The organism is Gordonia marina (assembly GCF_052036135.1).
In the GTDB taxonomy this organism is placed as follows: Bacteria; Actinomycetota; Actinomycetes; order Mycobacteriales; family Mycobacteriaceae; genus Gordonia.
Genome location: NZ_JBPSDN010000044.1, coordinates 1 through 13,525, shown reverse-complemented (window position 1 = coordinate 13,525; position 13,525 = coordinate 1). Strand labels below are relative to the sequence as shown.

Annotated in this window: 14 protein-coding genes and 1 pseudogene; 6 read left to right on the top strand and 9 right to left on the bottom strand. The window is 71.9% G+C overall.

Annotated features, from left to right (window positions below; translation table 11 throughout):
- Nucleotides 1-35: 35 nt before the first annotated feature.
- Complete coding sequence (gene dut / locus ACSEEN_RS19175; protein ID WP_247863680.1) at nt 36-533, top strand: dUTP diphosphatase; 498 nt, start codon at nt 36-38, stop codon at nt 531-533.
- Nucleotides 534-541: 8 nt separating this feature from the next.
- Nucleotides 542-1,366, top strand: coding sequence for a DUF3710 domain-containing protein (locus ACSEEN_RS19170; protein ID WP_440714048.1), 825 nt, complete (start codon nt 542-544; stop codon nt 1,364-1,366).
- A 4-nt stretch (nt 1,367-1,370) separates the two neighbouring features.
- Here the strand turns inward: ACSEEN_RS19170 and ACSEEN_RS19165 are convergent, their stop codons facing one another.
- Nucleotides 1,371-2,087 (bottom strand): alpha/beta hydrolase, encoded by a 717-nt coding sequence (locus ACSEEN_RS19165; protein WP_440714047.1) that lies wholly within the window; start codon nt 2,085-2,087, stop codon nt 1,371-1,373.
- Nucleotides 2,088-2,149: 62 nt separating this feature from the next.
- Between ACSEEN_RS19165 and ACSEEN_RS19160 the strand changes: the two genes are divergently transcribed.
- Nucleotides 2,150-2,524: an OB-fold nucleic acid binding domain-containing protein gene (locus tag ACSEEN_RS19160; protein ID WP_247863676.1), complete on the top strand. Its 375-nt coding sequence runs from the start codon at nt 2,150-2,152 to the stop codon at nt 2,522-2,524.
- Between the two features lie 18 nt (nt 2,525-2,542).
- On the opposite strand, the gene ACSEEN_RS19155 is transcribed toward ACSEEN_RS19160, so the two are convergent.
- The 5 genes from ACSEEN_RS19155 to ACSEEN_RS19135 all read right to left on the bottom strand — a co-directional run bounded on the left by ACSEEN_RS19155 (nt 2,543) and on the right by ACSEEN_RS19135 (nt 6,154).
- On the bottom strand, nt 2,543-2,977 hold the full coding sequence (locus ACSEEN_RS19155) for a hypothetical protein (RefSeq protein ID WP_247863675.1): 435 nt from the start codon (nt 2,975-2,977) through the stop codon (nt 2,543-2,545).
- 44 nt (nt 2,978-3,021) lie between these two features.
- Nucleotides 3,022-4,203, bottom strand: a complete 1,182-nt coding sequence (locus ACSEEN_RS19150; protein ID WP_298444724.1) for a globin domain-containing protein — start codon at nt 4,201-4,203, stop codon at nt 3,022-3,024.
- Entirely contained in the window at nt 4,200-4,715 is a 516-nt protein-coding gene (locus ACSEEN_RS19145; RefSeq protein ID WP_298444722.1) for an RrF2 family transcriptional regulator, read from the bottom strand. The genes ACSEEN_RS19150 and ACSEEN_RS19145 overlap by 4 nt, the downstream gene beginning before the upstream one ends.
- A 108-nt stretch (nt 4,716-4,823) precedes the next feature.
- Entirely contained in the window at nt 4,824-5,486 is a 663-nt protein-coding gene (locus tag ACSEEN_RS19140) for a potassium channel family protein (RefSeq protein ID WP_247863671.1), read from the bottom strand.
- Complete coding sequence (locus ACSEEN_RS19135) at nt 5,483-6,154, bottom strand: potassium channel family protein (protein WP_247863670.1); 672 nt, start codon at nt 6,152-6,154, stop codon at nt 5,483-5,485. Before ACSEEN_RS19135 ends, ACSEEN_RS19140 begins: the two co-directional genes overlap by 4 nt.
- A gap of 48 nt (nt 6,155-6,202) precedes the next feature.
- On the opposite strand from ACSEEN_RS19135, the gene ACSEEN_RS19130 reads away from it, so the two are divergent.
- From ACSEEN_RS19130 to dxs, 3 genes are all read left to right on the top strand, one after another.
- Complete coding sequence (locus ACSEEN_RS19130; protein WP_247863669.1) at nt 6,203-8,218, top strand: APC family permease; 2,016 nt, start codon at nt 6,203-6,205, stop codon at nt 8,216-8,218.
- Entirely contained in the window at nt 8,215-9,477 is a 1,263-nt protein-coding gene (locus tag ACSEEN_RS19125) for a class I SAM-dependent RNA methyltransferase (RefSeq protein ID WP_440714046.1), read from the top strand. The genes ACSEEN_RS19130 and ACSEEN_RS19125 overlap by 4 nt, the downstream gene beginning before the upstream one ends.
- Before the next feature lie 73 nt (nt 9,478-9,550).
- Complete coding sequence (gene dxs, locus ACSEEN_RS19120; RefSeq protein WP_247863668.1) at nt 9,551-11,425, top strand: 1-deoxy-D-xylulose-5-phosphate synthase; 1,875 nt, start codon at nt 9,551-9,553, stop codon at nt 11,423-11,425.
- Here the strand turns inward: dxs and ACSEEN_RS19115 are convergent.
- The 3 genes and pseudogenes from ACSEEN_RS19115 to ACSEEN_RS19105 form a co-directional block, all read right to left on the bottom strand.
- A complete protein-coding gene (locus ACSEEN_RS19115; protein WP_440714045.1) occupies nt 11,391-12,638 on the bottom strand; it encodes an HRDC domain-containing protein in 1,248 nt (415 codons plus the stop codon). The genes dxs and ACSEEN_RS19115 overlap by 35 nt on opposite strands.
- A complete protein-coding gene (locus tag ACSEEN_RS19110) occupies nt 12,635-13,273 on the bottom strand; it encodes a DUF3000 domain-containing protein (RefSeq protein ID WP_247863665.1) in 639 nt (212 codons plus the stop codon). The genes ACSEEN_RS19115 and ACSEEN_RS19110 overlap by 4 nt, the downstream gene beginning before the upstream one ends.
- A gap of 146 nt (nt 13,274-13,419) precedes the next feature.
- A pseudogene (locus ACSEEN_RS19105) lies at nt 13,420-13,525 on the bottom strand (IS982 family transposase); the annotation flags it as partial.

Here is a 13,525-nt window from a genome sequence, read left to right as displayed (position 1 = left end):
GCCGGGCCCGGGACCGCCGAGTAAGGTGGCGTCCCGTGACCTCGCAACCGATCAGCTACGAACCACTGCGCGTGGTGCGCCTGGACCCCGACCTGCCGCTGCCGCAGCGCGCGCACGCCGGGGATGCGGGCGTCGACCTGTATTCGACGACCGATCTGGAACTCGCACCCGGCCGTCGCCAGGTGGTCGGGACCGGGATCGCGATCGCGCTGCCGGCCGGCACCGTCGGGCTGGTGCATCCGCGGTCCGGGCTGGCCGCGCGGGCCGGGCTGTCGATCGTGAACGCGCCGGGCACCATCGATGTGGGGTACCGCGGCGAGATCAAGGTCTGCCTGATCAACCTCGACCCGGAGGCGCCGATCGTGATCTCGCGCGGCGACCGGATCGCGCAGCTGCTGGTCCAGCGGGTGGAACTCCCGGAGATCGTCGAGGTGAGCGAACTGGACGACACACAGCGCGGAACGGGCGGCTACGGCTCCAGCGGTGGCCACGCGATCCTCGCCGGCGACGCCCCGGCGACCACGGAGGGATGATTTCGGACATGGCAACCACGCACAAGATCGGCGACACCGCCGGACCCTACGATCTCGGCGACCTGACCACCCGGGCCGATGAACTCGCGAACTCGCATCTCGACCTGGGCTCGGTCCTGGTCCCGGTGGTCGAGGGCGGTCAGGTGACGGTGGAGATGTCGGCCGACCACCAGCCCGAAGCGGTGTACCTGGTGACCCCGGTGGGCCGGATCGGGATCCATGCCTTCGCCGCACCCCGCTCCGGCGGGCTCTGGCGCGAGGTGGCCCGGGAACTGGCCGAATCGCTCGGCGCCGAGGGCGCCGCGACCAGCGTCGAGGACGGCCACTGGGGCCGCGAGGTGATCGCCCGGGTCCCCGGCGGCGAGCACCGGTTCATCGGCGTCGACGGACCCCGCTGGATGGTCCGGTGCGTGGCCAGCGGCCCCGACGGCGACAGCGCGCAGCTCGCGCAGCTGGCCCGGGCGGTGCTGGCCGAGACCGTCGTGCGGCGCGGCAAGGAGCCGTTCCCGCCGCGTGAGGTGCTGCCGCTGGTGCTGCCTCCGGTGCTGGCCGAGCAGGTGGCCGCCGCCCAGGAACAGATGGCCGCCGAGGCCGGAGTCGCCGCACCGGCGGCGTCGTCGCTGGACGACGCGCCCTCGGCCGCGGCACCGGCCTCGCAGGAGACCGACGAGGTGGTGCCCGGCGGGGCCGTCGAGCAGGCTGCCGCGGCGACCTTCTTCACCGAAGACGAGGACGTGATCGAGACGGGTGAGCCGGAGCCGGAAGCGGCCCGTCCGCCGTCGGAGGGTTCGGCCATGGCGCGGCTGCGCGGACGGCGCCGCCGGCGCCGCTAGCCGCTCACCACCCGGTGCGGCCGCTGGCGCGGTGCCACGCCGCGAGGCAGGCATCGCCCAGCCGGCGCGGATCCGGCCCGAACTCGGCGAGCGAGACCTCGGTCAGTGCGGCGCGGGGCGCCGCGGCCGCCCACTCGCGGGCGACCCGGATCGGATGCAGCGGATCGTCGGGCGCGGCGGCGATCGCCAGCGGCACCTGGAGCCCGGCGATCCGATCGACCGTCGGCGCCGTCGCCGAGGCGGCGATCCGCAACTGACCCACCAGGTCGCGGTCGGCCAGTGCCCGCCACGACCGGCTCAGTTCGGCGGCCAGCCAGGCCGGACTGCCCGCGGCCATCCCGGCGATCGCCGGCTCCAGCCCGTCCCCTTCGACGGTGTCGGCGGTGAGCCGGGCCGACAGTGCCGCCAGGCTCTCACCGGGTGCGCCCGACCACGGCGGCAGCGCCGCCCACACGCCCGCACAGACCGTGCCGCCGTCGCGCAGCGCCCAGTCCAGGGCGACCACGGCCCCGAGGGACACCCCGCCCACGACGATCCGTTCGCCGCCGGCGCGGGCGGCCGCGGCGGCCGCATCGAGTTCGGCGCGGTAGCCGCCGAGCAGGTCCGCGGACGGTGCCAGCGCCCGCAGTGTGCCGCCCGCACCGGTCACCGCGGGGCCGAAGGCGCGGCGCAGGTAGTCGTCGTCCGAGCCGGTTCCGGCCATCAGGATCACGGTGGGCATATTCCCGCTTTCTCCGCGTTGTACAGTGTGGACGCACACAATTCCGTCAGTCGGAGGATCGCATGTCTCACTCAGGACTTCTCAAGCGCCTGGGGCGGATGCTCACCGAGGATCTCGATGTCCTCGAGGACGATCGCGTAGACCGCGAGTGTTCGGAGCCCGGTGCGCAGCGCGCCAAGGATTGCTGCCGCGGCGACGAGGCCACCATGGTCGGCGAACTGCGCTCGGTCCAGACCTGTTCACGTAACGCCAAGACCGGCGTGATCGCCGAGTTCTTCGACGGCAGCGACACCGTCCGCCTCAAGTGGCTCGGCCGCAGCCGGATCCCGGGGATCGAGCCCGGCCGCCGGCTCACCGTCCGCGGACGCGTCGCCGTCGCCGACGGCGTCAAGACCATCTACAACCCGTATTACGAGCTGCACTCGATCAACGACTGACCCGGGCCGCTCGTCGACTCAGCTCAGCACCGCGATACCGGCCGTGAGCAGTCCGGCCACCTTGATCACTTCGAACGCCACGTACACCAGATGTGCGTGGCTCCGCTGAGCCGGAACGTTCTCCGGGTCGGCCAGCACCGCGTCGGAACGCCGGGTCAGGGCCGGGCGCACCGCCACGACCTGCACGCCGAGGGCGGCGATCGCGACGCCGAGTCCGGCCAGCGCGGCGGACGGCCAGCCTTCGCCCACGACCGCCAGCACGATCAGGGCGACCGCCAGGGCCGACTCCACCGAGTTCAGCGCCCGGAAGACCAGGCGGCCGATGCCCAGGCCCAGGGGAATGGTGATCCCCGGGGCCTGGAACTTCAGCGGCGCCTCGATGAACGAGATGGCGACGACCATCCCGAACCAGCAGAACACCAGCGCGACTCCGGCCGACAGCGCACCGTTCATCGAGGTCACCTCTTACTTTCCGTGGGGAGTATCGTCCGCGGGATTCAGCCGCGGCCGCCGACGCGGACCAGCTCCGGACCGAAGGTCTCGTAGTGGATCCGGTCCTCGGGGACATTCTTCTCCAGCAGTGAGCCGCGCACCGCGCTGAGGAAGCCGGCCGGGCCGCAGAGCAGCGCGACGGTCTCCGGGTCGATGGCGATGTCGTCGAGCGACATCAGGCCCACCCGGGTGCCGTCCCCGGCGTCGAGGCCGTTCTCGTACCACTGCTCCAGGCTGGCGTCCGGCAGTCGCTTGACCAGCCGGGCCAGTTCGCCGCGGTGCGGCTGGCGCGACCGCGAGCGGTCGGCGTGCAGCACCGTCACCGGGCGGCGGTCACCGGTCTCGACCAGGTAGTTGAGCAGGCCGATCACCGGGGTGCAGCCGATTCCGGCCGAGGCCAGCAGCAGCGGCCCGTCGCCCTCGGGGAGGGTGAGGTCGCCGAACGGGGTGGACACCCGCAGTTCGTCGCCCTCGAAGGCGCGCTCGTGCAGGTAGCCGGACACCTCGCCGTCGAGCTTCACCGAGAACCGCCACGTCGGCTCGCCGGGCGCGCCGGTGAGGCTGTACTGGCGGATCTGGTGGGCGCCGTCGGCGAGCGGGACCTGGACGGAGATGTACTGGCCCGGCGTGAAGGACGGCAGGGCGGTGCCGTCGGTCGCGGCGACGGTGAACGACACGGCGTCGGGCGCCACCTGGTCGCGGCCGACGACGCGCACGGTGCGCCAGACGTCGCCCGGGGTGACGCCGGCCCGCTCGTACAGCTCGTTCTCGCGGCCGATCAGGACGTGGGCCATCTCCCAGTACAGCTCGTCCCAGGCGGCGGCGACCTCGGTGGTCACCGCTTCGCCGAGGACCTCGACGATGGCGCCGAACAGGTGCTCGTGCACGATCGGGTACTGATCGGCGATCACGCCGAGCGAGGCGTGCTTGTGCGCGATCCGGTCGATGATGATGCGCTGCTGCTCGCGGTCCGGATGCAGCTGCAGACGGGCGAAGGCCGCGATCGACCCGGCCAGCACCTTCGGCTGGGTGCCGATCTTCTGATTGGTGCGGTTGAACAGATCGTCGAGCAACTCCGGGTGCGCGGAGAACATCCGCTGGTAGAAGTTCGGCGTGATGTCGTCGAGGGCGCCCTCGACGGCGGGCAGCGTCGCGGCGAGGACGTCACGCGTCTGGTCGGAGATCATGATCGATTCCTGTTCTCTGGGGTGGGGCTGGGGGCTGCGCGGCGGCCGTGCGGCTCGCCGGCCCGTGCCACCTCGGCACGGGAGATCAGGGGGAGGACCGCCGTCGCGGCGCTCGGCACGGTCAGATCGGCGACGGTCAGGGTGTCCAGGCTGGCGTAGAACGCCTCCTGGGCGCGGGCCAGCGCGCCGCGCAGCCGGCAGGTGCGCAGCAACGGGCACGGGCCCGACGGCGGCGTGCACTCGACGAGTTCGTCGTCGCCCTCGAGGGTGCGGGTGAGCCAGCCGAGGCGGGCGGTGCGGCCCAGCGGCGTGATGGTGAGGCCGCCGTCGCGGCCGCGGCGCGAATGGACGACGCCGATCTCCGAGAGGCGGCTGACGACCTTCGAGACGTGGGTGCGCGGCAACTCCAGCTCGGCCGCCAGATCCCGCGCCGTGCGGGTGGTGGCGCCGTCGTCGGAGGCCAGGCGCATCAGCACCCGGAGGCCGATGTCGGTGAAGCGCGTCAGTTGCACGGACCGATCAAAACATAATCGGAATCTGTGATGCGCATTTAAGTGCGCAAGGTCTCAGAAAGGACGAAAGTCCTTGTCATGCAGGGTAATTCGGGTTTTCGGTGCAGGTCAGGGCGTGGACAGCATGGCCTGCTGGAGGTCGTGCTCGGCCTCTTCCGGGGCGATGAAGACGAGTTCGTCGCCGCCCTCGATCGGGTCGTCCGGCTGCGGCACGATCACCCGCCGGCCGCGGATGATGGTGACGAGGGCCACGTCCCGGGGCAGCGCCAGCTTGCGGACCGGCTTGCCGGCGAGCGGGGTGTCGTCGGGGAGGGTGAGCTCGACCAGATTGGCCTGTCCCTGCCGGAAGGTCATCAGGCGCACCAGATCGCCGATGGAGACGGCCTCCTCGACGAGGGCGGCCAGCAGCCGCGGTGTGGACACCGCCACGTCGACGCCCCAGTCGTCGGTGAAGAGCCATTCGTTGCGCGGGTCGTTGACGCGCGCGACCACCCGGCCCACCGCGAACTCGGTGGTCGCCAGGAGGCTGACCACCAGGTTGGCCTTGTCGTCGCCGGTCGCGGCGACCATCACGTCGAAGGTCTGCAACTGGGCCTTCTCCAGGTCCTGGAGCTCGCAGGCGTCGGCGTGCAGCCACGTCACCAGGGGGAGGGCGCTCGGGTCGAGGTGGCCGGCGTCGCGCTCGATGAGCGTCACGTCGTGCCCGGCGGTGACGAGCTCGCGGGCGATGGCCCGGCCGACCGCACCGGCACCGGCGATGGCGACCTTCATTCGTTGTCTCCTTCGGAGGGCGGCAGGGCGGCGGTGGCCCGGGCGTGGTCGAGATTGGCCGCCGGCGTCGCGACGAAGACCTCGTCGCCGGCCTGCAGCACGCTGCGCGGCTCGGGGAGCACCGGGCTGCCCATGCGTTCCAGGAAGGCCACGCGGGCACCGGTGAGCGACTGGAACTTGGCGCAGCTCACGCCGAGCCACTCCTCGTGGACGGTCACCTGGGCGAGCACCAGGGAACCGGTCGGGTCGTGCCAGAGCGGGACGCGGGGAGTCTCGCCGAGCGCGGTGATGAAGCGCTCGGTGGTCCACGGCACCGTGGCGACGGTCGGGATGCCCAGCCGCTCGTAGACGGCGGCGCGCTTGGCGTCGTAGATCCGGGCCACGACCCGCTCCACGCCGAAGGTCTCGCGCGCCACGCGCGCCGAGATGATGTTCGAGTTGTCCCCGGAGGAGCAGGCGGCGAAGGCATCCGCGGTCTGGATTCCGGCGTCGATCAGGACATCCCGGTCGAAGCCGACACCGTGGACGGTGCGGCCGCGGAAATCGTCGGCGAGACGATGGAATGAGGACTCGTCGCGGTCGATGACGACGACGTGATGGCCCCGGCGTGACATGGCCGAGGCCAGCCCGGCCCCCACCCGCCCGCAGCCCATGATGATTACGCGCACGCGATGGACGTTACCCGGCGGCGGGTCTACAGTCGCGGAGTGCCTGGAATGACGACGGCGACGACCGCGGCGAAACGACTGCTGCTCGGTCGGCCCTTCCGCAGTGACCGACTGGGGCACACGCTGCTCCCGAAACGCATCGCCCTTCCGGTCTTCGCCTCGGACGCGATGAGCTCGGTGGCCTACGCCCCGCAGGAGATCTTCCTGGTGCTGTCGGTGGCCGGGATCAGCGCCTATTCGTTCGCGCCGTGGGTGGGTCTGGCCGTCGCCGCGGTGATGGTCGTGGTGGTGGCCTCGTACCGGCAGAACGTGCACGCCTACCCGTCCGGCGGCGGCGACTACGAGGTGGCGACGGTCAACCTGGGACCCAATGCGGGCCTCACCGTCGGGGCCGCGCTGCTGGTCGACTACGTGCTGACGGTCGCGGTCTCGGTGACCTCGGCGGCGGAGAACATCGGTTCCGCGGTGCCGTTCGTCCATCAGCACAAGCTGATCTTCTGTGTGATCGGCATCGCGCTGATCGCCGCGGTGAATCTGCGCGGCATCAAGGAATCGGGCGTCTTCATGGCGATCCCGACCTACGCGTTCATCCTCGGGGTCCTGGTGATGCTGGCCTGGGGCTTCGTGCAGATCTTCGCGATGGGCCGCGATCTGGAGGCGCCGACCGCGCACTACGAACTGGTCGCCGAGCAGAACAATCTGACCGCGCTCGCGATGGTCTTCCTCATCGCGCGGTCGTTCTCCTCGGGCTGTGCCGCGCTCACCGGTGTTGAGGCGATCAGCAACGGCGTGCCCGCGTTCCGCAAGCCCAAGTCGCGCAACGCGGCGACGACGCTTCTGCTGCTCGGGACGTTCTCGATCGTGCTGCTGCTGGGCATCGTGCTGCTGGCCCAGCGCCTGCACGCCAAGTACGTGATGGATCCGAAGGTCGAACTGCACGGTCTGCCTGCCGGCTACCAGCAGAAATCGATCATCGCCCAGCTGGCCGAGACGGTGTTCCACGGTTTCCCGGTCGGCTTCTTCTTCATCGCCGTCGTCACCGCCCTGATCCTGCTGCTCGCCGCCAACACCGCGTTCAACGGCTTCCCGGTGCTCGGGTCGGTGCTGGCCCAGGACCGGTACCTGCCGCGGCAGCTGCACACCCGCGGCGATCGCCTGGCGTTCTCCAACGGCATCGTCTTCCTCGCGGTGGCGGCGCTGGCCTTCGTCGTCGCCTTCGGCGCCGAGGTCACCTCGCTGATCCAGCTGTACATCGTCGGCGTGTTCGTGTCGTTCACGCTGAGCCAGACCGGCATGGTGCGGCACTGGACGCGGCTGCTCACCACCGAGACGGACCCGGCGGCCCGGCATCGGATGAATCGGGCGCGGGTGGTCAACGCGGTCGGCATGGTGATGACCGGCACCGTGCTGGTGGTGGTGCTGATCACCAAGTTCACCGCCGGTGCGTGGATCGCCATCGTGTCGATGGTCGTGCTGTTCGCCGTGATGAAGCTCATCCACCGGCATTACCGTTCGGTGGAGCGGGAACTGGAGGCGGCCGCCGCCGAGGACGACGGGGTGCTGCCCAGCCGGACGCATTCGATCGTGCTGGTCTCCTCGCTGCTGCTGCCGACGCTGCGCGCGCTGCGGTACGCCCGGGCCACCCGGCCGGACGTCCTGGAAGCGGTCACCGTGAACGTCGACGACCGGGACACCCGCACCCTGGTGGCGCGCTGGGAGGAGAGCGACACCCACATCCCGCTGAAGGTGATCGCCTCGCCGTACCGCGACATCACCCGCCCGGTGATCAACTACGTGCGCCGGATCCGCCGCGAATCGCCCCGCGACGTAGTGACGGTGTTCATCCCCGAGTACGTGGTGGGCCACTGGTGGGAGCACATCCTGCACAACCAGTCGGCGCTGCGGCTCAAAACGCGTCTGCTCTTCGAGCCGGGGGTGATGGTGACCTCGGTGCCGTGGCAGCTGGACTCGTCGAACCGCGCGGCGCGGCGGAACGAGGCCGACTTCGTCGCACCGGGCGACACCCGCCGCGGGTTCGGCGTCAACCCGCCCAACGAGCGATGACGGTGGGCGAGGAGCTCGAGCTGGCGGTCACCGGATACGCCAACGGTGGCGCGGGCATCGCCCACGACCCCGAGGGCCGGGTGATCTTCGTCACCGGCGCACTGCCGGACGAACGGGTCCGGGTACGGATCGACGACGCGAAGCCGGCGTACGCGAAGGCTCATGTCACCCGGGTCCTGGAAGCCTCCCCGCAGCGGGTGGCCCCGCTCTGCCCGGCCGCGGCCGCCGGGGCCGGGTGCTGCGACCTGGACTACGCCCGCCCCGACTACGCGGCGACGCTGCGCGCCGGGGCCCTGGCCGATGTCCTGGCCCGGATCGGGCACCTGCGCGGCGACGACGTCCCGCCGCCGCCCGCGGTCACCGAACTGTCCGGCGGCGTCGCCGGCTGGCGCGTGCGGACCCGGCTCGCGGTCGGCCGCGACGGGGTGCCGGGGCTGCGGTCGCGCGGATCGTCGCAGCTGGTCACCGAGCCGTGCGCCGCGCCGGATCCGGGAATGCTCCGCGGGCTGGGCGATCTCGACGCGGCCCCGGGGACAGAGCTGGCCGTGGCGGTCGGCTCCGACGGCCGGCGGCACGTCGCCGAACTGGCACCGGCGCCGGGCGGGCGGGGACCCGCCGGGTCGCGCCGGGCCGCCCAGCGGGCACGACAGGCCGCGGCCGCACCGCGCCGCACCCGGATGCTCGACGGCGACGAACTGGTGACCCAGCGCGTCGGCGGCCATACCTGGCGGGTGCCGGTGAGCGGCTTCTGGCAGGCCCACCGCGCGGCGCCGGAGACCTACGGTGCCACCGTCCGGGACTTCGCCGCCCGGATCGACGGGGCCGGACCGCTGCGGGTGTGGGACCTCTACGGCGGGGCGGGCGTGCTCGGCGCCGCGCTGCTCGACGGCGGGCCGCCGGTCGCCCGGATCGACCTGGTGGAGACCGCCCCGGAAGCGCTCGCGGCGGCGCACGAGGCCCTCGCCGACGCGCCGGTGCGGCTGCATCGCGGCGATACCGCGCGCGTCGTGCGCGGGCTGGAGGCCCCCGACCTGGTGATCGCGGACCCGCCCCGCAAGGGCGCGGGAGCCGGCGTCATCGCGGGCGTCGCCGACGCCGGGCCGCGCGCCGTCGTGCACATCGGCTGCGATGCCGCCGCCTTCGCCCGCGATCTGCGCGACTACGTCCGGCACGGTTTCCGGGTGATCGACTGGCGGGCCTTCGACGCGTTCCCACTGTCACACCACACGGAGGCGATCGCGCTTCTGGCGAGTCCGTAGAATGGCTCCATCGCTCCGCCGAAGCCCCGGCGGTTCGCGTCGTGAGATGGACGTCGGTCCGCAGGAGGTTCGCATGGGTGTGCTCGATCGGGTCGATTCGCCGGCGGACCTGGCCAAGCTCTCCGATGCGGAGATGACCGAGCTGGCCGGCGAGATCCGCGAGTTCCTGATCGAGAAGGTGGCCGCCACCGGCGGGCATCTCGGCCCGAATCTCGGTGTCGTCGAGCTGACCCTCGCGATCCACCGCGTCTTCGATTCGCCGACCGACCCGATCCTGTTCGACACCGGGCACCAGTGTTACGTGCACAAGATCGTCACCGGCCGCAAGAACGGTTTCGACACCCTGCGCCAGCGCGACGGCCTCACCGGCTACCAGGATCGCAGCGAGAGCCCGCACGACTGGATCGAGTCGTCGCACGCGTCGGCCGCGCTGTCGAACGCCGACGGCCTGTCGAAGGCCTTCGAGCTGACCGGACAGGACCGTACCGTGGTCGCCGTGGTCGGCGACGGCGCCCTCACCGGCGGCATGTGCTGGGAGGCCCTGAACAACATCGCCGACAGCCACCGTCCGGTGGTGATCGTCGTGAACGACAACGGCCGGTCGTACGCGCCGACCATCGGCGGCTTCGCGCGGCATCTGTCCGGCCTGCGGCTGCAGCCGGGCTACGAGAAGTTCCTGGCCGGCGGCCGCCGCATGCTGCAGGGGACGCCGGTGGTCGGCGACGCGGCGTACGCGGTGCTGCACGGACTCAAGAGCGGGGTGAAGGATCTCGTCGCCCCGCAGGCGATGTTCTCCGACCTGGGCATCAAGTACGTCGGCCCGGTCGACGGGCACGACCTGCCCGCCCTCGAAGAGGCGCTGCGCCAGGCGAAGGCCTTCGGCGGGCCGGTGATCGTGCACACGGTCACGCGCAAGGGCATGGGTTACGCGCCGGCCGAGAACGACGTCGCCGAGCAGATGCACGCGACCGCCAAGATGGATCCGGCCACCGGTGTCGCCCACGGCGCCGCCGTCGAGGACTGGACCTCGGTGTTCTCCGCCGCACTGGTCGCCGAGGGCGCCGCGCGGCCCGAGGTGGTCGCCATCACCGCCGCGATGCCCGGCCCGACCGGCCTGCGGGCGTTCGGGGAGCGGTTCCCGGATCGCATGTTCGACGTCGGCATCGCCGAACAGCACGGTATGACGTCGGCCGCCGGCCTGGCGCTCGGCGGCCTGCACCCGGTGCTCGCCATCTACTCGACCTTCCTCAACCGCGCCTTCGACCAGTTGCTGATGGACGTCGCGCTGCTCAAGCTGCCGGTGACGGTCGTTCTCGATCGCGCGGGACTGACCGGGCCGGACGGCCCCAGCCACCACGGCATGTGGGATCTGTCACTGATGTCGATCGTGCCCGGGATGCGGGTGGCGGCGCCGCGTGACGCGGTGACGGTGCGCGAGGAACTGTCCGAGGCGCTGGACACGGTCGACGGACCCACCGCGGTGCGCTTCTCGAAAGGTGCTGTGCCGCAAGAGATCCCGGCGATCGACCGGCTGCCGGACGGCGTCGACGTGCTGTCCAGGCCGGCGACGGGCGACGGCGACGTGCTTCTCGTCGCGGTGGGCGCGTTCGCGCAGCTGGGCATCGACGTCGCCGCCGGACTGGCGGAACGGGGCATCGGCGCGCTGGTCGTCGATCCGCGCTGGGTGCTGCCGGTGCCCGGATCCATCGTCGAGCAGGCCCGCGAGGCGACGCTGGTCGTGACCCTGGAGGACGGTGGCGTGCACGGCGGAGTGGGGTCGGCCGTGGCCGAGGCACTCTCGGCGGCGCACGTGGACGTCCCGGTCCGTCAGCTCGGTGTGCCGCAGCAGTTCGTGACGCATTCCACCCGCGACGAACTGCTCGCCGACTTCGGGCTGACCGCCGGCGATCTGGTCACGACGATCGCGGCGGATCCGCGGCTGCGCTGAGTCCTGCCGCGGCGCCGAGCGCCTCGGCGATCGGCTCGGCCGTCAGGCCGCGTTGCCAGCGGCGCGCGCCGTGCGCGTCGAGCCAGGCGTCGACCTCACCCGGACCCGCCGGCTCGATGCCCGTCCAGCACAGTTCGCGCAGGACGTCGGGGGCCAGCAGGTTCTCGGCGGGCAGGCCGATGCGGTCGGCGAGTTCCTTGATCGCCGGACGTACCTCGTGGGCGCGGGCCGCGGCCGGCGGATTCCGCTGCTCCCACCGGTTGACCGGCGGCAGGCCGACGACCGGCTGTTTGCGGGGCGGTAACTGCTTCTCGTCGAGCGCGAGAGCGCGGGTGATCGCGTCGAGCCAGACCCGGGCCTGACGACGCTGGCGCGGGCCGCCGAAGACCGGCAGCGCGGTGAGCGCGGCCTCGGTGGTGGGCGCGGCGGTGGCGGCCGTGATGATCGCCGAATCCGGCAGGACGCGGCCCGGGGCGATGTCGCGCCGCTGCGCGATCTGCTCGCGCGCCGCCCACAGCTCGGCGACGACGGCGAGCTGGCGCTGCGTGCGCAGGGTATGGATGTTCGACGTCCGACGCCATCGGTCGGTGCGCGGCGACGGGGGCGGTTTGCGCAGCTCATGGGCGAACTCTTCGGTGGCCCACTCCAGCCGGCCCGCGTCCGCCAGGGCGGCGCGCATGGCCGCGCGCAACTCGACCAGCACCTCGACGTCGAGGGCGGCGTAGTTCAGCCACTCGGCGGGCAGCGGCCGGTGCGACCAGTCCGCCGCGCCGTGCCCCTTCGCCAGGCCGAGCCCGAGGAAGTGCGCGACCATCGCGGCCAGATTGACCTTCGGCAGGTTCAGCAGCCGGCCGGCCAGTTCGGTGTCGAACAGCGACGTGGCGCGCATACCGAGCTCGGTGAGACAGGGGAGATCCTGGTCGGCGGCGTGCAGGATCCATTCCGGGCCGTCGAGGACGTCGATCAGCGGGCCGAGCGCATCCGGATGCTCGATGGGGTCGATCAGGAAGGTGCCCGAGCCGGTGCGCCGGATCTGGATCAGATAGGCGCGCTGGGAATAGCGATAGCCGCTGGCGCGCTCGGTGTCGAGGGCGATCGGTCCGGTGCCCGCGGCCAGTGACTCGGCGGCGCGGGCGAACTCGTCCGGCGTGGCGAGCAGGTCCGGAACCCCGTCGGCCGGGGCGAGCAGCGGGGACGGCTCTGGCGCGGTCACCGGAGGTTCGGCCGTCCCAGCGAGGAGGTGCCCGCCGGCGGGAGCCCCGCCGCACTGGCGAGGACCTCGCAGAAGGCCTCCAGATGTCCGGCGAGGGCGCTGCTGGTCGGCGTCCACGACGCGCGCAGTTCCAGCTGATGGGCGCGCGGCGGGCCGGCGATGTCGCCGTACCGCACCGAGGTGGTCGCGGTCACCGTGCCGCCCAGCGCCACCACCGCGGGGGTGTCCGAGCCGAGCGGGGGCAGTGATTCGGTGCTGCCGCTCGGTACGCCGAGCGCTTCGGTGAGCCATTCCCAGGCCACCTCGGGCAGCAGCGGGTCGTTGGCGAGGTCGGCCTCCACCTCGGCCTGGATGAACGCGACCAGCCGGAACGTGCCGTTCCACGCCTCCTGGCCGGAGGGGTCGTACAGGAGGACCAGGCGGCCGAAGGCGCTGCCCGCGGAATCGGCAGGCACCAGGGACGGGTCGGTGACGTCCGGCGGAGCCACCTCCACGCCGAGCGCGTAGCTGTACGGCGCGAGACGCTGCGGCGGGCGGATCGATCCGACCTCGAGTTCCCCGCGGATCGACGCGCCGTGCAGCGACTGCACGGCGGCGGTGAAATCGGCGGGTTCCGACTGTGCTCCTGTTGTCACACGCGTCACATTAGTGTGTTGGGACTTATCGGGTTCTTAGGCGCGCCGGAGACGGTGCTGCCAACGGGAACGATGTCAGGGCAGCTTCTCGAAGACCAGCGTCGCCTGGATTCGGTCGCCGCCGCCTAGATGAGTGATTCCTGGGGTTAGTGGTCGTAGGCGGTGAGTGATCGGCGGATTTTGGCGGCGATGGTGTCGTTGTGCCAGATCGCTGCGGTCATGGCGAGGATGCGTTGGGCGATCCGGGTGCAG

What these genes read in the sequence shown, in the direction of transcription:
- ACSEEN_RS19165 (WP_440714047.1), bottom strand. Translation starts at nt 2,087, where the DNA reads ATGCCCACCGTGATCCTGATGGCCGGAACCGGCTCGGACGACGACTAC.
- ACSEEN_RS19140 (WP_247863671.1), bottom strand. Translation starts at nt 5,486, where the DNA reads ATGAAGGTCGCCATCGCCGGTGCCGGTGCGGTCGGCCGGGCCATCGCC.
- ACSEEN_RS19125 (WP_440714046.1), top strand. Translation starts at nt 8,215, where the DNA reads ATGACGGTGGGCGAGGAGCTCGAGCTGGCGGTCACCGGATACGCCAAC.
- ACSEEN_RS19160 (WP_247863676.1), top strand. Translation starts at nt 2,150, where the DNA reads ATGTCTCACTCAGGACTTCTCAAGCGCCTGGGGCGGATGCTCACCGAG.
- ACSEEN_RS19170 (WP_440714048.1), top strand. Translation starts at nt 542, where the DNA reads ATGGCAACCACGCACAAGATCGGCGACACCGCCGGACCCTACGATCTC.
- ACSEEN_RS19155 (WP_247863675.1), bottom strand. Translation starts at nt 2,977, where the DNA reads ATGAACGGTGCGCTGTCGGCCGGAGTCGCGCTGGTGTTCTGCTGGTTC.
- dxs (WP_247863668.1), top strand. Translation starts at nt 9,551, where the DNA reads ATGGGTGTGCTCGATCGGGTCGATTCGCCGGCGGACCTGGCCAAGCTC.
- ACSEEN_RS19130 (WP_247863669.1), top strand. Translation starts at nt 6,203, where the DNA reads ATGACGACGGCGACGACCGCGGCGAAACGACTGCTGCTCGGTCGGCCC.
- ACSEEN_RS19150 (WP_298444724.1), bottom strand. Translation starts at nt 4,203, where the DNA reads ATGATCTCCGACCAGACGCGTGACGTCCTCGCCGCGACGCTGCCCGCC.